Raw genomic sequence first — 18,524 nt, forward strand, 5'->3', positions numbered from 1 at the left:
GGTCCGTCGCTACAGTGGCCCGGGCACGGGTGGGCCCGCCGTTGAAGGGGACGGCGCCGGGGAATTGTTCGGGCTGAGTACCGGGCCCACTTTACAGAACGCGCGTCAACAACTGTTGTCAGCGCAGGTGGAGCAGGGTCGCGGCGTTGAGGAGCGCGGCGATGGAGGCCGCCGAGGAGTCCTCACCGAAGCCCATCGCCCACGTCTCGTGGCGCCCGCTCGTGGCGCGCAGGATCGTGCACCACGCGGTGCTCCCGGTGAAGGTGTGCCCGGCGAAGGCGCGACCCTCGTACTGGTGGAAGGTCTCGATCTCGACGCGCGCCCCGGCCTGTCCCAGCATCTCGGACATCGCGGTGAGGTCGCCGCACGAGGTGGTGGCGAGGCGGCGGGCCGAGAAGCGGTCGGGGTCGGCGGCGTCGCGGGTGGCGAGGATCGCCTCGTAGGCGGTGATGCCCCGGCCCAGTGGCCGACGGGAGAGGTCGGCCAGGTGGAAGTGGTCCGTGGACGGGGCGTAGGTGTCGAGCAGCTCGCGCCAGCCCATACCCGCGGCCTCGGCGGCGAACCCGCGCGGCGGGCGGCGGTCGAACCGTTCGGTGAAGGGGCAGGCGGTGCCCGTGGTGGTGGTCTGCGTGGTGGTGCTCATGTTCTCGTGCCCTCGGCGTCGATTCGGTTGACCGACGACAGCAATGCAGCGACCGCGCAGCGGGGGTGCCGGTCTGTTCAGACCCCGCCGCGGAGGGCTACTACGAGAATCTTCCGCATGAAAGAGGACTGTAGTCCGCGTCCGGGGTGACCGGCAAGCCGGCGGCACGCACCCCCGTCGCGCAGCTAGGCCTCCCGGCGGTCGGCGTACTGCCGCAGGCTCTCCACCTGGGCCGGGTCGAGCGAGGGGCGGACGGTCTCCCGGGCGCGGGCCACGTCGTCGGCCGTGACCTCGGCGGCGTCGATGTCGCGCCGCATCGCGGTGAGCGCCGACTCGCGGAGCAGGGCCGCGCAGTCGGCGGCGGAGTAGCCGTCGAGGTCGGCCCCCAGGGCGTCGAGGTCCACGTCGTCGGCCAGCGGCACGTTCCGGCCGGAGGCTCGGAGGATGTCGGCGCGCGCCTCGGCGTCGGGCGGGGGGACAAAGACGAGCTTCTCGAGCCGTCCCGGGCGCAGCAGGGCGGGGTCGATGAGTTCGGGCCGGTTGGTGGCGCCGAGGATCACCACGTTCTCGAGCGGCTCGGCGCCGTCGAGCTCGGTGAGCAGGGCCGCCACCACACGGTCGCCGACGCCCGAGTCGCCGGTCTGCCCGCGGCGCGGGGCGAGCGCGTCGATCTCGTCGAGGAACACCAGCGCCGGCGCCGAGTCGCGCGCCTTGCGGAACAGGTCCCGCACCGCCTTCTCCGAGGAGCCCACCCATTTGTCCATGAGCTCGGCGCCCTTGACCATGTGCACGGTCAGCCGGCCACTCGCGGCGAGCGCCCGGACGACGAACGTCTTGCCACAGCCCGGCGGCCCGTACAGCAGGACACCGCGCGGCGGCTCCACGCCGAGGCGGGCGAAGGAGTCGGGGTGCTGCAGCGGCCACAGCACCGCCTCGGTGAGGGACTGGCGCACCTCCTCCATGTCGCCCACGTCGTCGAGGGTGATCGACCCCAGACTCAGTTCCTCGGTTCCCGAGCGGGAGAGCGGCCGGATCACGCCGAGCGCGCCGACGAGGTCCTCCTGCTCGAGCCGCGGACCGGAGTCGCCGCCGCCGGAACGGTCTTCGCCGTCGTCGCCGGAGCCGTCCTCGGCCCGCGCGGCAGCCCGCAGCGCCGCCTCGCGGACCAGGGCCCGCAGGTCGCCGGCCACGTAGCCGGGTGCGCGCTCGGCCACGGCCGGCAGGTCGAGCTCGCCGGTGGGGACGTCGCGCAGGAGTACCTCGAGCAGCGCGATGCGGTCGGCGGCGTCGGGCAGGGGCAGGTCGAGGACGCGGTCGCACACATCGGGGTCGCGCAGGCGGGCGTCGGCGTCCTCGGGCCGCACGCATGTCACGACGAGCACCGAGCCGGGGTGCGCCACCACCGAACGCAGCCGGTCGAGAACGAGCGTGGACACGGGCTCGGGGTCGGCGGGCAGTAGGGCGTCGATGTCGGTGACCAGCAGGATCCCGCCGTTCTCCCGCGCGCGCTCGGCGGCCGCACGGACCACCTCGAGCCGCCCGGCCGGGTCCAGCGCTCCGGCGGAGGGCCCGTCCAGCACCTCGAGCCGTCGGTCGCCGGCCACCGAACGGACGAGCGTCGCCTTGCCCACCCCGGGTGGCCCGGCCACGAGCACCCCGAGGTGCGGCGACGTGCCCAGGGTGCGCAGCAGCTCGGCGCGGTCCAGCGCCAGCGACAGCCACTGCGCCAGCACCTCGGCCTGGTCCTGCATGCCCACCATGTCCTCGCGCGCGACCTCCGCGATCGGCGGGGCCACGGGTGCGGTGGGATCGGAGACGGCGGTGGAGGTTCCGTCGGGGGAGGTGGGTGACGACGAGGACGCCCCCGACGCCCCGCCCGCGGGCGCCCCCGGGGCGGGGGCGGCAGGTCTCGTCGTCGGCGCCCCGGACACCGTGACAGCCGTGGTGGGCTGCACCGAGACGATCCCGTCGGGAGCGGTCGCGGTGACGGTGAGCAGCTCGGTGGACCACGCGGCGCCGAGGGTGTTGCGCAGAGTGCGGGAGGTGTCGCCGGTCGGGAAGTCGGGGCCGAGGTCGCGGGGGAGCAGGGTCACGGAGTCGCCCACGCGTACGACCTTGCCCAGCAGCGCGGAGCGCAGGACACGCTCGGCGACGCCGTGGCCGGCCGCGGGCAGGCCCTGGACCTCGATCGACTGCGCGCCTGTCACGGCCGCGGCCTGAACCGCGACGCGGGCGTCCTCGCCGAGCCCGCAGTTGGCGGCCACCACCTCGTCCACCACGAGCACCCCGCTGGGCGCGTCGGGCCGGGCGGCCGCCACGACGGCGGCCGTGGTGCGGGCGCCCACGATCTCCAGGGCGTCCCACTCCCGCATCCCCAGCGCGAGGATCACCTCGGGGTGGGCGCGCACGATGCCGCGGCGCGCGTCGGCGGCGGACGCCGAGACGCGCAGGGTCAGGTCCAGGCTGGGGCGGGAGCTCACGGGTGCGAGAGTATCGGCGCGCGGCACCCGGGGGTGAGCGGCGTTCGGTGGAGGGCGCTCAATAAAGGGCGCTCTTGACCGAGCGCCAGGCCACCGGGATCTGCTGCGAGTAGTAATGCCAGTTGTGCATGCCGGTGGGGCGCAGGTCGATCTGCGCCGGGATGCCCAGCTCGCGGAGCCGGCGGTCGGCGGCGCGCGTGCAGCGGTCGGTGGCCTGCTCCAGGGCCATGCCGGCAGCGAAGTTCAGCGCGTCGCCGTGGTACCGCTCCCAGTCGCCGGGCTCGGCCACGCCCGTGCCGGAGGAGAGGTAGATCTTCTTGCCGCGCAGGTTCTCGGCGTTGATCAGGCCGTCGTGCGCCCGCCACGTCTCGTTGCCGGGCTCGCCCCACATGTTGGTGACGGTGCCGCCGCGGCTCTCCACGGTGTATCGCGTGAGGATCTGGCCGAGCTGGTCGGTCGAGTAACAGCCGGAGACACCGAAGACCGCCTGGTAGAGCTCCGGGTTCCGGGTGGCGGTGGTGACGGCGGCGGCCGCGCCCATGGAGATGCCGCCGATGCCGCGCCGGGTGTTGGTGGTGATCTCCGGCTCGACGAATCGGGGCAGATCGCGGGTGATGAACGTCTCCCACTTACTGATGCCCAGCACCGGGTCCTCGACGTTCCAGTCGGCCCACATCGTGCCCTGGCCGCCGGTGGGGATGACGAGGTTGACGTTCTGGTCGCCGAACTGCTCCCGCGCGCCCCACTGCATGAAGCCGCTGGGCAGCTCGGAGCCGACGCCGTCGAGCAGGTAGAGGGTGGGTGCATCGGACCGCGTGGCGCGGTAGACCTCGACGGTGATGCCGCGCTTCATGTCGCCGGAGTTGATGAGCCAGCGCTCGTATCGGCCGTCGACCTCCTTGCCGATAACCTTGGTCTCGGTGATCTCCGGGTTGGGCTGCGGCGATGGCGGTGGGCTGCCGGCGAACATGTTGGGTGAGAATCCGAGACGGTGGGCGAGGCCCATCATGGTGGAGCCCGACGACCCGGGCAGGTTGCCGAAATAGAGGAGCTGGCTCAGGCTCTCCGGGCTGAACGCGCCGAGGCCCTGGTTGGCGATCTGCTCCGGGCCGATCGAGCCGGTCTGGGCCTGCGCGGGCGCGGGGGCCAGTCCCACGGCGAGCGCGGCGGCGGCGCCCACGGTGAGGAGTGCGCGGGCGGTCCGGGCGGCGACGCCGGCTTGGCGGGTCGTGGTGGCGGCCATGACGGCTCCGTTCGAGTCGGTGTCCTGAAAGCGGGTGCGCCGCGGGTCGCCGCGGTCACTGTCGTCGCCATCGTAGACATCCGTCACACCGTTACCAAGTGGTCCGGCGGGATCCGCGCGGGCGAGGCGGGGTGCCCCGGTCCCCGGATCGGTCTGGCGGACCGTGCGCAGGATCTCCGGCGATGTCTGGTCTCTCCTCTCCGCCAACCGGGAAGGGCGGTCAGCGGTAGCGGGCGAGGAAGGCGGCCTCGGCCAGGGCGATCCGCTCGATCTCGCGGGGGTCCACGCTCTCGTCGGGCGAGTGGATCGCGGCGGCCGGGTCCTCGACGCCGAACAGGGCGATCGATGCGCCGGGGTGGGCTGCCCGCAGCGCGCCGCACAACGGGATCGATCCGCCGGAGCCGACCTCGGCCACCTGGTCCGCGCCGTACGCCTCGGCCATGCAGCGGCCGAGCAGCTCGTGGACGGGGTCGGAGGCGCCCGGCTCGACGGAGCGGAACGGGTGGCCGACGGTCTGCTTCTCCACGTGCACGCGGGCGTTCCACGGGGCGTGCGCCTCGAGGTGGCGGGCGAGCGTCTCCTGGGCGGCCTCGGGGTCCATGCCCGGCGGGACGCGCAGGTTGACCAGCGCCCGGGCGGTGGGCTGGACGGCGGCGATGGCGCCCTCGACGGGCGGGCAGTCGATCCCCAGCACGGTCGCCGCGGGCCGCGACCACACGAGGTCGGCCAGGGGGGCGGCGGTGGATACGCCCACGCCGTCGAGCACGCCGGCATCGGCGCGGAACGTCTCCTCGTCGTAGGGCCGTCCGGTCCACGTGCTGCCCGCGTCGAGGCCGTCGACGGTCGTGGCGCCGGTCGCCGGGTCGCGCAGGGAGGCCAGCATCGCCACGAGCGCGGCGAGTGCGTCGGGCGCGGCGCCGCCGAACTGCCCGGAGTGGACGCCGGCGGCGAGGGTGTCGACGGTGACGACGACGTTGGCGATCCCCCGGAGACTGGTCGTCAGTGTGGGGACGCCCACCGCCGCGTTCCCGGAGTCCACGATGAGGATCGCGTCCGCCGCCACGAGGTCCGGCCGCTGCGCGACGAGGTCGTCGAGCCCGCCGCCGCCGGTCTCCTCCGATCCCTCGACCACCAGGCGGATACCCAGGCCGTCGAGCGGGTCGGCGGCCTCGCCGGCGTGCAGTGCGCGGAGTGCGGTGAGGTGGACGACGAGGTTGCCCTTGCAGTCGGCGGCGCCGCGGCCGTACCAGCGGCCGTCGCGTTCGGTGAGCTCCCACGGGGAGCTGGTCCAGTCGGCGGGGTCGCCGGCGGGCTGGACGTCGTAGTGGCTGTACAGCAGCACGGTCGGGCGACCGGGGGCGGCGGGGCGGTGGGCGAACACCGCGCGCGAGCCGTCGGAGGTCTCGATCACCTCGACCGCGTCCGGGCCCAGGCCGGGGACCGGCAGCTCGGCGAGCAGGGCGCGGGTGAGCTCGCAGGCGCGCGCGCAGGCGTCCGGCTCCGCCTCGTGGACCGAGGGCAGCGCCACCAGGTCGGCGAGGTCGGTGCGGGCGCGGTCCATCTGTGCCGTGACGGCGACGGCGAGCGCGTCGAGATCGGGATGCGGTGCGGGGAACTCCGTGGCGGGCATGACCCCAGGGTAGGGCTGTGACGGGCGACACACCGAGAAGGTGAACGCCAGATGAACGCAAGGTGTCGTACTCTCTTCCGCATGAGTAACCACCTCGTCGTCTCCGCCTCCGCCCCGGCCTACCGTGACCGGGCCAGGCTCGAGGATCTCCCCGAGTGGATCCGCGACGATCTCCTCGCGCTGCGCGACGAGGTCGCCGAGCGCTTCCCCGACTCCGACGCCGTCGGCGAGACGGCCGCACTGGCCGCGCCGCCCCAGATCGAGGGCGCGTCCGTGGTCATCCGCCCCGGCGTGATCAGTCGGCCGCTCGTCGTCAACGCCGTGATGCGGCTGGCGGCGCCCCGCCAGCTCGCCGTGTACTGCCCCGACCAGGGCCTCGTGGCCGATCCGCGCGTGCGGATCGACATCGACGTCCACCGGCGGCCCACCACTGCGGGCGCCGACATCTCCGACCACGCGGTCCGCGGGCGGCCGCACGGCACCCTGCCGTGGATCACGCGCCCGCTGCTCGGTGGTCTCGTGCAGCAGCTCGAGATCGAGGGCGACCGCCTCGAGCTCGAGGTGGACGCCACCCGCTGGTTCCGCATCGAACGCGTCGGCGGGGCCGTCGTCCTCACGGTGGCCGACGGCCCCGGCGCGCCGGAACGCCGGCTGGAGCTCGAGCCGGGTGGTGCCGACGGAGCCGTGGCCGCCGAACTCGGCTGGCGTTGGGCGCGCTGCGACCCCGGCTGGGCCGAGATGTTCGAGTGGGGCGAGGCCTCGGCCGCCGCCTGATCGGGCGGGCCGGCCGCGTGCGCCGGGGAGCGCTCAGACCGTGTTCTCGTAGCGCAGTGACGCCACCACGGCATCGACTGTCGAGGTGTCCAGGGTGCCGGGCTCGTCCTCGTCGGTCATGAGCACGAACACCACAGACGCGGGATCGCCGGCCGGGGTGCGGGTGGACACGGCGATGGTGTCCACGCGGATGACCGGTGGCGTGCACTCATTGCGGGGCGGCCGGACCTGGCCGCGGACCGACACGTGCCAGGCGGGCACCCCGGAGACGCCGATCTTCGTGGGTTCTGGCACGGCGGTGTCGGCGCCGTGTTCGGTGAAGCGGCGGTCGATGGAGTCGGCCATCGCGCGGGAGGCGGAGACGGCCTGGTCGCGGGCGTCGCCGGGTAGCGTCTCGGTGATGCCGGACAGCAGTCGGAATGACAGCCCAGCGGTGGGGCAGTAGCCGCGCTCGGCGATCGCGTTGGCGGTGGTGACGAACCCGGAGCCCCAGTCGCTACTCGCGTCCGGGCCGGGCTCGCCCCACGGGTCGCCCACGTCCCAGTCGGGCGGGACGGAGTAGACGAGTCCGGTCGCGCTGGGGACGTCCTGCCAGTCGGCCGGGGGTGGGCCCTCGGCGAGAGTGGGCCCGGGCTCCTCGCGGGCGGGGGCGTCGTCGGGCTCGTCGGTGCCGAGGCTGCAGGCAGCGAGGGTGCAGGTCAGCGACACCGCCGCCCCGGCGACGGCCACCCGCGCGAAGCCCTGCGGCACGTCTCAGACGCCTCGTTCGGCGAGGGCCTTGATGCGCTGCAGCGAGGTGGAGACGCCCTGGTCGAGGACGTCGGTGAACCTCTCCTGGCCGCCGAAGAACTTGTCCACGAGGAAGTCGGACAGCGCGCTGGTGCCGTTGGGCGTCTCGCGCCGTTCGGTCAGGCGGGTGCCGCCGGTCCCCGTCGGCTCGAGCTCAAAGGCCCAGACGGTGCCGTTCTCGAGGACCTTGTTGGCGATCCGGCGGCCGGGCTCCACCTCGACGACCTTGCTGGTCGTGGGCCAGACCAGCGTGCCCTGCTTGTTGAGGTTGAGCGCGAGTGTGCCCGGCTTGGTGCGGCCGCCCAGGGCCAGCACCTTGACGGCCTGGCTGCTCCACTGGGGCGCGTTGCGGACCTCGGACACGATCTCCCAGACGCGGGCCGGCGGGGCGTCGATCTCGATCGAGCTCTCGAGCTGAGCGGGCGTGGGATCGGTGGTCATGGGGTGCCTTCCGTCGAGTCGGGCATGGTGGGCCTTCGATGGTAGGGGAACCGCGGCTGGGGGGTGACGACCTCGTCGTCGTCACTCCTTTGCACTCGGCAGGGGCGAGTGCTAGAAAAGCGATTGGCACTCGGTTACCCTGAGTGCCAGCACTACCCGAACTGAAGGTCGCTCGGTGAGGCGGGGATCCGACACGGTCCCTCGTCGTCCGTCGCGGGCACCGGCGCCGACCACACGCGTGTCACCCCATACCCGGAGGATGATTCACCCCATGGCAAAGATGATCGCGTTCGACGAAGAGGCCCGGCGCGGCCTGGAGAGCGGTCTCAACCAGCTCGCCGACGCCGTCAAGGTCACCCTCGGCCCCAAGGGTCGCAACGTCGTGCTGGAGAAGAAGTGGGGCGCCCCCACGATCACCAACGACGGTGTCTCCATCGCCAAGGAGATCGAGCTCGAGGACCCGTACGAGAAGATCGGTGCCGAGCTCGTCAAGGAGGTCGCCAAGAAGACCGACGACGTCGCGGGCGACGGCACCACCACCGCCACCGTGCTGGCCCAGGCGCTCGTGCGCGAGGGTCTGCGCAACGTCGCGGCCGGCGCCAACCCGATGGGCATCAAGCGCGGCATCGAGAAGGCCGTCGAGGCCGTCACCAAGAACCTGCTCGACTCCGCCAAGGAGATCGAGACCAAGGAGCAGATCGCCGCGACCGCCGGCATCTCCGCCGCGGACCCGGCCATCGGCGAGCTCATCGCCCAGGCCATGGACAAGGTCGGCAAGGAGGGCGTGATCACGGTCGAGGAGTCGCAGACCTTCGGCCTGGACCTCGAGCTCACCGAGGGCATGCGCTTCGACAAGGGCTACATCTCGCAGTACTTCATGACCGACCCGGAGCGCCAGGAGGCGGTCATGGAGGATCCGTACATCCTCCTCGTCTCGGGCAAGATCTCCACGGTCAAGGACCTCCTCCCGCTGCTCGAGAAGGTCATCGGCGAGGGCAAGAGCCTGCTCATCGTGGCCGAGGACGTCGAGGGCGAGGCCCTGTCCACCCTGGTCGTCAACAAGATCCGCGGCACCTTCAAGTCCGTCGCCGTCAAGGCCCCGGGCTTCGGCGACCGCCGCAAGGCCATGCTGCAGGACATCGCGATCCTCACCGGCGGCCAGGTCATCTCCGAGGAGGTCGGCCTCTCGCTCGAGACCGCCGAGCTCTCCATGCTCGGTAAGGCCCGCAAGGTTGTCGTGACCAAGGACGAGACCACCATCGTCGAGGGTGCCGGCGACAACGCCCAGATCGAGGGCCGCGTCAACCAGATCCGCGCCGAGATCGAGAACTCGGACTCGGACTACGACCGCGAGAAGCTCCAGGAGCGTCTCGCCAAGCTGGCCGGCGGCGTCGCCGTGATCAAGGCGGGCGCGGCCACCGAGGTCGAGCTCAAGGAGCGCAAGCACCGCATCGAGGACGCCGTCCGCAACGCCAAGGCGGCCGTCGAGGAGGGGATCGTCGCCGGCGGCGGCGTGGCCCTGGTCAAGTCGGAGAAGGCCATCGAGGACCTCTCGCTCGAGGGCGAGGAGTCCACGGGCGCGAAGATCGTCAAGTTCGCGCTGAGCGCCCCGCTCAAGCAGATCGCCCTCAACGCCGGCCTCGAGCCGGGCGTCGTGGCGGAGAAGGTCCGCAGCCTCCCGGGCGCCGAGGGCCTCAACGCCGCCACCGGCGAGTACGAGGACCTGCTCAAGGCCGGCATCAACGACCCGGTCAAGGTCACCCGCTCTGCCCTGCAGAACGCCGCCTCCATCGCGGCGCTCTTCCTCACCACCGAGGCCGTCGTGGCCGACAAGCCCGAGCCGGCCGCCCCGGCCATGCCGGGCGGCGACGAGATGGGTGGCATGGGCTTCTAAGGGAGCTGCCTGGAACAGAGGCAGGCGCAGAAGCCCCACGGAGTGGCTTCTGGAGGTAGCCCTGGCACCACGCCTGTCGTGGCCGTGGCCCGCACCGATCCCCCGGTGCGGGCCACGGCCCATTTGTGGGGGGAGGGGGCGGCGACGACGAGGCGGGCCGCACGTGAAGACGGGGTCACTCCCGGAGCCGGGCCGGAACGCCTCGGGCGGCGGTGGGCGTGCTCCGGCGTGCCGAATCGGTGAATTCCCGGGAAACTCAGAGGGAAATTCCCTTTATCGGAAACCGTCTGTCCGGGGTCGGACGGGGCGCGGATTTCCCCGGGGGTGGGGCGATGTTCGTGTTCGTCAACCGGTCGGGCCGGCGGCGAGGGGGTGTCTCCGAGCGGCCGCGGGGCCAACTAAGGGTACCCTGACCTGCTGCTGGGGCGGTCGACCTGCGGCGACGGTGGCGATCGGGGGGAAGGCGGATTGCTTGGAAGTCATTGTAATGTGGGTCACGGTGGGCTAGGTTCGGTGTGACGGGCCCCTCTGTGGCGGTACTTCACATGGTGCAGATCACAATTGACATAGGGGTGCGCCCCGTTACCCTAATTTCTGCCTCAGCATTCCGGGGTTCACTTCTCAACAAGGGAGACTTTCATGCCTGACTTTGGTGCACTGGCCGACCTCATCGGTGGCATCACCGACATCCTCGGTGCCGCGGAGTTCTTCACCGGCTCGCTCGGCGGCGGCGAGGGTAAGGGTCTCGACGGCTTCCTCGGTGCCATCGACTCCATCAGCGCTGGCGCCGGCGACGCGTGATGCCCCGGGCCGCCGCTGACGGGGCGGCCCACCGGCTCGGGACGCGGCCGGACCCCAATGCCTCCCACCTGACCCCCGGGCCGGTCCGGCCCGCATCTCACCGAGGTCCCGCGCGGAGCGGGGCCCATCCTCAAAGGAGACAATCATGGAGTTCGGTTCCCTTCAGGGCGTGTCCGGCGCCCTCGGCTTCGTCAACGACTTCCTGGGCGCCTTCGGCGACCTCTTCTCGGGCCTCGACTACTTCACCGGCGGTGACTTCGAGGAGGCCCTCGCCGGCGGCTTCATGAAGTGATCTGACCTTCGGTATCGAAGAGGGGCGTCGGGAGTGCTTCCCGGCGCCCCTCTTCGTGTCCGCGGCCGGGTTTCGGCGTAGGGTCTCGGCGGCATGGTCACGGGGTTGAGGTCCCGAGGTAACAGTGCGGCCGGTACCGTCGATAAGGAACATGTGAGCCGCCACCGCGTCTCGTGAGTTTTCCATGGCTTCCGGCCAGGGAATCCACAGGAGTCGCGGGGGTGGACGCGTGACTCGCCCCCGAAGTCCCACGCCTGCACGGTGTGTGACCCGTGGGGCTTGTGTGACCGGTACGGATTGGGTTTACTCTCCCCTGAGGGTCTGCCCAGGCCGTCGGCGATAAGAGGTGTCCGGCCCCGCTTCCGTGGGGCCGGTGAACTACGAGAACGTAAAGGCGTCGGAATTATGCGATCAGTCAAGAGCCGCCGGCTCGGCACGAAGGTGACTGCGGCGGCCCTGGCCGCGGCCATGGTCCCGGTCGTCGCCACGGGCACGGCCAACGCCCAGCAGCAGGGCGGCAGCATCAACTACACCAAGGCCACCAAGTCCAACCAGGTCGTCGAGACCCCGCTGGCCGACGGCCGCCTGATCGTGTCGGTGTGGTCGCCGTCAATGAACGTCGAGGTCCCGAACATCGTCCAGAAGCCGGCGGAGGGCTCCGGCGAGAACGCCCCGGTGCTCTACCTGGTCAACGGCGCCGGCGGCGGCGAGGACTCGGCCACGTGGCAGGCCCAGTCCAACGTCAAGGAGTTCATGGAGGACAAGCGCGCCTGGACGGTCACCCCGATCGGTGGCGCCTTCTCGTACTACACCGACTGGCAGAAGCACGACCCCAACGTCCAGACCCGCTTCGCCCGCGATACCGACCGTCCGATGAAGTTCGAGACGTTCCTCGCCAAGGAGCTCCCGGACGCCTTCGAGGGGCACTACGGCCAGAAGGCGGGTACGGAGCGCAAGCGCGCCCTCGCGGCCATCTCGATGACCGCCACCTCGGTGCTCACCATCGCCCAGAAGTACCCGGGCCGCTTCCAGGGCATCGGCTCGTACTCCGGCTGCGCCGAGACCTCGACCCCGATCGGCCACGAGTTCATCAACATCGTCACCGGCATGCGCGGCGGTGCCGACCTGAACAACATGTGGGGCCCGTTCCCGGGCGAGCCCAAGGTCGGGACCAACAGCTGGTTCGACAACGACCCGGTGTGGGGCGCCTTCCGCTTCCAGGAGCAGATCAAGAACCACCAGCTTCCCCAGATGTTCATCTCGACCGGCAACGGCCTGCCCGGCCCGCATGAGTCGCTCGAGAACTGGCGCCTGCGCAACAACATCCCCGCGCTGGCCAACCAGGCGATCGTCGGCGGCATCATCGAGGCGGCCACGCAGTACTGCACGGCCAACCTCCACCGTCGCTTCGTGGAGCTCGGCATCCCGGCCCACTTCGACTTCGCGCCCAACGGCACGCACTCGTGGGGCTACTGGGAGGACGACCTCCGCCAGTCGTGGCCCATGCTCGCCAGCTCAATGGGCATCTGACGCTCCGCGTCACCGACGCCTGACCGGACCCCGTCCCACCCTCGCGGTGGGGCGGGGTCCGTCGTGTATCCGCCCTGCGGCATCCTGGACGCATGACCGAGCAGACCACCCACCTCGACGACCCGCGCCGCATCCTGCTCGAGCACTCCGACGGCAGCACCAGCCCGCTGCTGGTCCTCGACGCTGCCCGGCCCGACCCGGATCTGCCCGCGGTCCTCGTCCTGCCCGGCATCGCCGTCGGCGCCCGCTACTACCGGCCCCTCGCCCGCGCGCTCGCCGCGCAGGGGGTGCCCGTGGCGATCACCGAGCTGCGTGGCCAGGGGGAGAGCACGCACCGCATCGGCCGCCGCGGGGGCGCCGCCGGCTACCACGAGAGCGCCGCCGAGGACGTGCCGCTCGCCCTGGACGCCCTCGAGCGCGAGCTCGGCGCCCGCTCGGTCGTGCTGCTCGGCCACAGCATGGGCGCGCAGATCGGCGTCTACCACCTCGCTCGACACGACCCGCGCGTCGTCGGCCTCGTCGCCGTGGCCGCACAGTCGCCGTTCCACCGCGGCTTCCCCGGCCGCATGGGGCGGCGCCTGCGGCTGGGTGCGGTGCTGCTGCCGGCGATCGGTTGGCTGGCCGGCCACGTACCGGGCGCGTTCTTCGGCGCCAGGGGCCGCGTGCCGGCCGACCGCATCCTCGACTGGTCCCGCCTCGCCGCCCGCGGCGTCATGCAGCCCGCGCGCGCGGACCTCGACTACCCCGCCGCGCTGGCCGAGGTGACCGTGCCCGTGCTCTCGGTGGTGATCGCCGGCGACGAGCTGGCCCCCGAGAGCGCCGCGCGACGCCTCCTGGGAATGCTCCCGTCCGCGCGCACGACCCTCGAGGTGGAGCCCGAGCCGCTCGGCCACAACACGTGGGCGCGCAACCCCGACGCGATCGCCGCCCGGGTACTCGCCTGGCTGCGCCGCGAGTCCCCGGGCGCGGAGCGGGCTACGACGGCGAGGTGAGCCTGCGCCGGAAGAACTCGTAGAGCAGCACGGCCTTCCGCGCCTCCTGCGCGTTGTCCGCGGCGCCGCCGTGACCGCCCTCGATGTTCTCGTAATACGCCACGTCGTGGCCGGCGGCCTCGAGCGCAGCGGTCATCTTGCGGGCGTGGGCCGGGTGGACGCGGTCGTCGCGCGTGGAGGTGGTCATGAGCACGGGCGGGTAGCGCACCTCGGAGGCGGGCCGGACGTGCTGGTACGGGGAGTAGGCGCCCAGGAAGTCGTCCCAGTCGGCGGAGTCGGGGTCGCCGTACTCGGCCATCCACGAGGCGCCCGCGAGCAGCAGGTGGTAGCGGCGCATGTCGAGCAGGGGCACGGCGATCGCGATCGCCCCGAACAGCTCCGGGTAGCGGGTGAGCATGACGCCCATGAGTAGCCCGCCGTTGGAGCCGCCGTGCGCGCCGAGCAGCGGCACCGTGGTGACCCCGGTGTCGACGAGTGCTCGGGCCACGGCGGCGAAGTCCTCGTAGGCGCGCGGCCGCTTCTCCTGCAGGGCCGCCGCGTGCCAGGAGGGACCGTACTCGCCGCCGCCGCGGATGCCGGCGATCACGAATACGCCGCCCTCCTCGAGCCACAGCGCCCCGCGCAGCGCGGCGTAGGCCGGCCGCATGGGGATCTCGAATCCTCCGTAGCCGTAGAGAATCGTCGGCCGCGGGGCGTCGGGGTCGGTGCCGGCCGGGGCGGGCCCGCGCAGGACGGTGTAGGGGACCGGGGTGCCGTCGTCGCTGATCGCCGTGTGCCGACCGACCTCCACGCCGTCGGGGTCGAAGCGGTGCGGGGTCGAGCCGAGGGTCTCCGTGCTGCCGTCCGCGCGGAGCAGCACGAGCGAGGGCGGCACCACCGGACCGGAGACGGCGAGCAGCGCGTCGTCGGGGTGCGGGGCGCCGGCCCCGGGACCGGGCGAGAGGCGGTCGCAGGAGAGCACGTCCACCGACACGTGCTCCGGCAGGCCCGCCACGGGTAGCCGGTCCCACGCCCGGCCCGGCTCCCGGCCGGCCGGGTCGGGGATCGCGAACGCCTCGAGGCGTGACTCCGCGTGCTCGAGCACCGTGAGCAGGAGCCGCCCCCGCCCCCAGCTCACGTCCTCGACGGTCCGCGTGGGGAAGGCGCCGTCTACGGCGGGCTCGGGCGCGAAGAGCACGGTGGGCTCGGGCAGGCGAGCCGGATCGGCGTCGAGCGCCGCCCACGGCACAGCCAGCACCGACCCTCCCGGGTGCACGCGGCCGGCCACCTCGAGGTCGGTGCGCGGGCGCAGGAGCAGCCAGTCGCCCGAGGACTCCACCCGGCAGTCGTCCGGCACGGGGATCCGGGCCGGGGTGGCCGCCGTGGGGTCGGTGTGCGGCGGCAGGAACCACACGTGTGAGGTGTGGAAGTCCGGGGCGCGGCTCAGGAGGACCCGCCCGGTGGCGGGATCACAGGAGGCGCCGACGGCGACGTCGTCGTCCTCCCCGGCCAGCAGCACCGGGGCCTGCGCCGGGGCGGTCCCCCTGCGCCACAGCCGCACGAGGCGGGCGTACCCGGAGTCGGTGACGTCCCCACCGTCGGCGTCCAGCGGCGCCGCGAGCAGGACGGTGTCGGCGTCCACCCAGGACACCGAGCACTTGACCTCGGGGAGGTGGAAGCCGCCCTCCTCGGCGGGGACGAAGCGGCGGGTGGCCGGGTCGAACTCCCGCACCTCGACCGCGTCCGCCCCGCCCCGGGACAGGGACACCAGCGCGCGGTCGTCCGCCGGGCGGCGCACCGTGGTGCCCGAGTACACCCAGTTGACGCCCTCCCGCTCGGCGAGCTCGTCCACGTCGAGCAGGACCTCCCACGCCGGGTCGTCCGAGGCCGGCGCGCCGCACGCGAGCACCGACCACGGGGCCCGACGCCACAGCCCGCGCGGGTGCGCGGCGTCCCGCCAGAAGTTGTACGCGTGTCCACCGCGCAGGACCGGCCAGGCGATGCGGTCGCTCGCGTCCAGGATCCCCAGCGCGCGGGCGTGCGCGGCCTCCGCGTGGTGGCCGCCGGCCAGGTCGGCCACGGTGCGGTCCCCACGAGCGCGAACCCAGTCCAGGGCCGCCGCGGACTCGACCTCCTCGAGCCACAGGTTAGGGTCCGTCTCCTCCGGTGCTGCCATGCCCCCGATGATGCCGCGAACAGGACCGCTCGGGCCATTCGGGACCCATCCTGAGAAAAGTCTTGTTACCGGGCTGTCACTTCCGTAGCATCTCTTCTGCGACCGGGCCGCGGGGCCCGGCCACCCCGGGCTGTGCCGGGGTGCACACCTCAGCAATGGAGATTCACCATGGGTTCGTCCATCCTCGGTTCGCTCGGCGGCTCGTCCGACGGCTCGCTCGGCAACCTCACCGGCAGCGCCGGCGAGTCGATCACCGACAAGATCGCCGAGGCCATCGGCGCGGCCATCACCAAGGCCCTCAAGAACGTGCTCGGCAACATGTCCTGAGCGCCTCACTCGACCCTCTGCCGCCGCCCTCCGCACACCGCGGGGGGCGGCGGCGGTGTATTTCGGGGTCGCTCGGCCTGCCGGACCCGCCCGAAGGGCCTACCCTGTGTGTCGTGGCTGACACTCATTACGACCTCATCGTCCTCGGCGCGGGCCCCGGTGGCTACGTCGCCGCCATCCGCGCCTCGCAGCTCGGCCTCAAGGTGGCCGTGGTCGAGGAGAAGTACTGGGGTGGTGTGTGCCTCAACGTGGGCTGCATCCCGTCCAAGGCACTGCTCCGCAACGCCGAGCTGGCGAACCTGTTCAACAACGACGCCGAGACGTTCGGCATCTCCGGCGACGTGACGTTCGACTACGGCGCCGCGCACGACCGGAGCCGCAAGGTCTCCGAGGGCATCGTCAAGGGTGTCCACTACCTCATGAAGAAGAACAAGATCACGGAGATCGACGGCTTCGGCACGTTCGTCGACGACAAGACGATCGAGGTGGACGGCACCGAGTACACCTTCGACAACTGCATCATCGCCACCGGCTCCGTGGTCAAGACCCTCCCGGGCATCGAGCTCAGCGAGAACGTTGTGGGCTACGAGGAGCAGATCCTCTCCCGCGACCTGCCGGAGTCGATGGTGATCGTGGGTGCCGGCGCGATCGGCATGGAGTTCGCCTACATCCTGGCCAACTACGGCGTCGAGGTGACGATCGTCGAGTTCATGGACCGCGTCCTGCCCAACGAGGACGTGGAGGTCTCCAAGGAGATCACCAGGCACTACAAGAAGATGGGCGTCACGCTCCTCACCGCCCACAAGACCACCAAGGTCACCGACAACGGCGACTCGGTCGAGGTGGAGGTGGAAAAGAACGGTGAAGAAGGCAATTCTCAGACGCTCACCGTGGACAAGGTCCTCGTGGCGGTCGGCTTCGCCCCGCGCGTCGAGGGCTTCGGGCTGGAGAACACCGGCGTCGAGGTGAGCGAGCGCGGCGCGATCGAGATCGACGAGCGCATGCGCACGAACGTCGACGGCATCTACGCGATCGGTGACGTCACCGCCAAGCTGCAGCTCGCCCACGTGGCGGAGGCCCAGGGCGTCGTGGCCGCCGAGACCATGGCCGGCGCCGACACCCAGACCCTCGGCGACTACCGGATGATGCCGCGCGCCACCTTCTGCCAGCCGCAGGTCGCCTCGTTCGGCCTCACCGAGGCGCAGGCCAAGGACGAGGGCTACGACGTCAAGGTGGGCAAGTTCCCCTTCTCCGCCAACGGCAAGGCGCAAGGCCTGGGCCACGCGGTGGGCTTCGTCAAGGTGGTGGCCGACGCCACGCACGGCGAGCTGCTCGGCGCGCACATGATCGGCCCGGACGTTTCCGAGCTCCTGCCGCAGCTCACCCTGGCCCAGATGTGGGACCTCACGGCCGAGGACATCGGCCGCAACGTCCACACGCACCCGACGCTCTCGGAGGCCATGAAGGAGGCCGTCCACGGCGTCGGCGGCCACATGATCAACCTCTGACGAGGGGGTGTGCGCTGTGCCCGCTCCGGCGGGGCACAGCGCACACCTGCGCGTGCTACTCGGCGTCGAGCAGCTTGGTCATCTGCGCCTTGTAGATCTCGTCGATCGCGTTGTTGGCCTCCGGCAGGACCGGGTCCGCGGCGGGGTCGGTGCCCGCAGCGGTGTACTCCACGGAGGTGGTGGTGCCGCGGGCGTAGCCGTGGACGATCACCGTGCGGTTGACGGCCCGGTTGCCGGCCTCGTCGGTGGTCACGAAGTCGCTCGTCACGCGGAAACCCTCGGTGCCCGGGATCGCGGGCGCGTCGCTGACCGTCATGATCAGTTCCAGGTTCTCGTTGGTCGCGCTCCTCGAGGTGGTGCACGCCTCGAACAGGGAGCGGTCCAGGAAGCCGTCGAGTCGTTTGCTCAGCAGGGCCACGCCGAAGGTGTGGACGGTCTCGTCCTCCTCCGACTGCTTGTAGCTGATCGCCGACATCGGGGCCTCGGTGGCGACGTAGTTGTTGATCGCCTCCTGGCGGGAGACGGTGTCGCACGCCGGGTCCTGCATGAGCTCGCGGCCCTGGTTCTCGACGAGCCTGTCCACCGCGGGCCGGAGGGTCTCTGGGTCCAGCCGCTGGATCACGCCCTCGCCCGGCGCCTCGCCCTCACCCAGGAGGAGATCCCCGACCGGGGTGGCGGGCAGCTCGTCGCTGACGCCCTCCGCCGCCTCCGAGGTCTCCGAGGTCTCGGGCCCGGTGTCGGCGGTGGTCTCGCCCTCCTCGGCGTCCGAGGTGCAGGCCGTGAGGGCGGCCGCGGTGGCGAGGGCGATACCGGCGACGGCGATGCGGCGGGGGGTGCTGGTGCGCAGGCGCATCTCTCTCCTTCTATTCGGATCCACTCACCATAGTGCCACCGCGGGCCGCTGGGACCGTCATTCTCCGCGTGTGGTGCGCCGGGCGCCGACTTCGTCTCCGGGCGTCGGGTGGCTACCCTTGGCACGTCGCCGGAGGTGATCCCTCCCTGCTCCCCTCGAACCCGACAGGACA

At 71.9% G+C, this 18,524-nt stretch carries 17 protein-coding genes; 9 read left to right on the forward strand and 8 right to left on the reverse strand.

The genetic code is table 11. The features are described from left to right. Positions 1-118: 118 nt before the first annotated feature. From ACH0BZ_RS00430 to ACH0BZ_RS00445, 4 genes are all read right to left on the reverse strand, one after another. A complete protein-coding gene (locus ACH0BZ_RS00430; protein ID WP_406895880.1) occupies positions 119-643 on the reverse strand; it encodes a hypothetical protein in 525 nt (174 codons plus the stop codon). Between the two features lie 185 nt (positions 644-828). After that, complete coding sequence (locus ACH0BZ_RS00435; protein ID WP_406895881.1) at positions 829-3,123, reverse strand: AAA family ATPase; 2,295 nt, start codon at positions 3,121-3,123, stop codon at positions 829-831. A 58-nt stretch (positions 3,124-3,181) separates the two neighbouring features. Next, positions 3,182-4,366: an alpha/beta hydrolase gene (locus ACH0BZ_RS00440; RefSeq protein WP_406895882.1), complete on the reverse strand. Its 1,185-nt coding sequence runs from the start codon at positions 4,364-4,366 to the stop codon at positions 3,182-3,184. 220 nt (positions 4,367-4,586) lie between these two features. Then, positions 4,587-5,996 (reverse strand): M20/M25/M40 family metallo-hydrolase, encoded by a 1,410-nt coding sequence (locus tag ACH0BZ_RS00445; RefSeq protein WP_406895883.1) that lies wholly within the window; start codon positions 5,994-5,996, stop codon positions 4,587-4,589. 81 nt (positions 5,997-6,077) lie between these two features. Between ACH0BZ_RS00445 and ACH0BZ_RS00450 the strand changes: the two genes are divergently transcribed. Further along, complete coding sequence (locus tag ACH0BZ_RS00450) at positions 6,078-6,770, forward strand: hypothetical protein (RefSeq protein ID WP_406895885.1); 693 nt, start codon at positions 6,078-6,080, stop codon at positions 6,768-6,770. Positions 6,771-6,803: 33 nt separating this feature from the next. On the opposite strand, the gene ACH0BZ_RS00455 is transcribed toward ACH0BZ_RS00450, so the two are convergent. Together ACH0BZ_RS00455 and ACH0BZ_RS00460 are read right to left on the reverse strand one after the other, a co-directional pair. Then, positions 6,804-7,520, reverse strand: coding sequence for a hypothetical protein (locus tag ACH0BZ_RS00455; RefSeq protein ID WP_406895886.1), 717 nt, complete (start codon positions 7,518-7,520; stop codon positions 6,804-6,806). Between the two features lie 3 nt (positions 7,521-7,523). After that, entirely contained in the window at positions 7,524-8,000 is a 477-nt protein-coding gene (locus ACH0BZ_RS00460; RefSeq protein WP_406895887.1) for an SRPBCC family protein, read from the reverse strand. A 271-nt stretch (positions 8,001-8,271) separates the two neighbouring features. On the opposite strand from ACH0BZ_RS00460, the gene groL reads away from it, so the two are divergent. From groL to ACH0BZ_RS00485, 5 genes are all read left to right on the forward strand, one after another. Continuing rightward, entirely contained in the window at positions 8,272-9,894 is a 1,623-nt protein-coding gene (gene groL / locus ACH0BZ_RS00465; protein WP_406895888.1) for a chaperonin GroEL, read from the forward strand. A 639-nt stretch (positions 9,895-10,533) separates the two neighbouring features. Then, positions 10,534-10,695 carry a hypothetical protein gene (locus tag ACH0BZ_RS00470; protein WP_406895889.1) on the forward strand — a complete coding sequence of 54 codons (162 nt, stop codon included), beginning with the start codon at positions 10,534-10,536 and terminating at the stop codon, positions 10,693-10,695. Positions 10,696-10,840: 145 nt separating this feature from the next. Next, the gene (locus ACH0BZ_RS00475) at positions 10,841-10,987 is read left to right on the forward strand and encodes a hypothetical protein (protein ID WP_406895890.1); all 147 of its coding nucleotides are present in this window, start codon (positions 10,841-10,843) and stop codon (positions 10,985-10,987) included. A 405-nt stretch (positions 10,988-11,392) separates the two neighbouring features. Beyond that, positions 11,393-12,517, forward strand: coding sequence for an alpha/beta hydrolase (locus ACH0BZ_RS00480; RefSeq protein WP_406895891.1), 1,125 nt, complete (start codon positions 11,393-11,395; stop codon positions 12,515-12,517). 92 nt (positions 12,518-12,609) lie between these two features. Beyond that, entirely contained in the window at positions 12,610-13,509 is a 900-nt protein-coding gene (locus ACH0BZ_RS00485) for an alpha/beta fold hydrolase (RefSeq protein ID WP_406895892.1), read from the forward strand. Here ACH0BZ_RS00485 and ACH0BZ_RS00490 read toward each other — a convergent pair. Further along, positions 13,493-15,664: a prolyl oligopeptidase family protein gene (locus tag ACH0BZ_RS00490; protein WP_406895893.1), complete on the reverse strand. Its 2,172-nt coding sequence runs from the start codon at positions 15,662-15,664 to the stop codon at positions 13,493-13,495. The two genes, ACH0BZ_RS00485 and ACH0BZ_RS00490, sit on opposite strands and share 17 nt — an antisense overlap. A gap of 168 nt (positions 15,665-15,832) precedes the next feature. On the opposite strand from ACH0BZ_RS00490, the gene ACH0BZ_RS00495 reads away from it, so the two are divergent. Both ACH0BZ_RS00495 and lpdA read left to right on the forward strand, forming a co-directional pair. After that, positions 15,833-15,991, forward strand: a complete 159-nt coding sequence (locus tag ACH0BZ_RS00495; protein ID WP_406895894.1) for a hypothetical protein — start codon at positions 15,833-15,835, stop codon at positions 15,989-15,991. A 113-nt stretch (positions 15,992-16,104) separates the two neighbouring features. Further along, positions 16,105-17,499, forward strand: a complete 1,395-nt coding sequence (gene lpdA, locus ACH0BZ_RS00500; RefSeq protein ID WP_406895895.1) for a dihydrolipoyl dehydrogenase — start codon at positions 16,105-16,107, stop codon at positions 17,497-17,499. A gap of 55 nt (positions 17,500-17,554) precedes the next feature. On the opposite strand, the gene ACH0BZ_RS00505 is transcribed toward lpdA, so the two are convergent. Then, complete coding sequence (locus ACH0BZ_RS00505) at positions 17,555-18,352, reverse strand: hypothetical protein (RefSeq protein ID WP_406895896.1); 798 nt, start codon at positions 18,350-18,352, stop codon at positions 17,555-17,557. On the opposite strand from ACH0BZ_RS00505, the gene ACH0BZ_RS00510 reads away from it, so the two are divergent. Further along, positions 18,243-18,491, forward strand: a complete 249-nt coding sequence (locus ACH0BZ_RS00510; RefSeq protein WP_406895898.1) for a hypothetical protein — start codon at positions 18,243-18,245, stop codon at positions 18,489-18,491. The two genes, ACH0BZ_RS00505 and ACH0BZ_RS00510, sit on opposite strands and share 110 nt — an antisense overlap. The last annotated feature ends 33 nt before the right edge of the window (positions 18,492-18,524 follow it).

Origin of the sequence: Dietzia sp. 179-F 9C3 NHS (assembly GCF_045369825.1) — a bacterium.
Taxonomy (GTDB): Bacteria; Actinomycetota; Actinomycetes; order Mycobacteriales; family Mycobacteriaceae; genus Dietzia.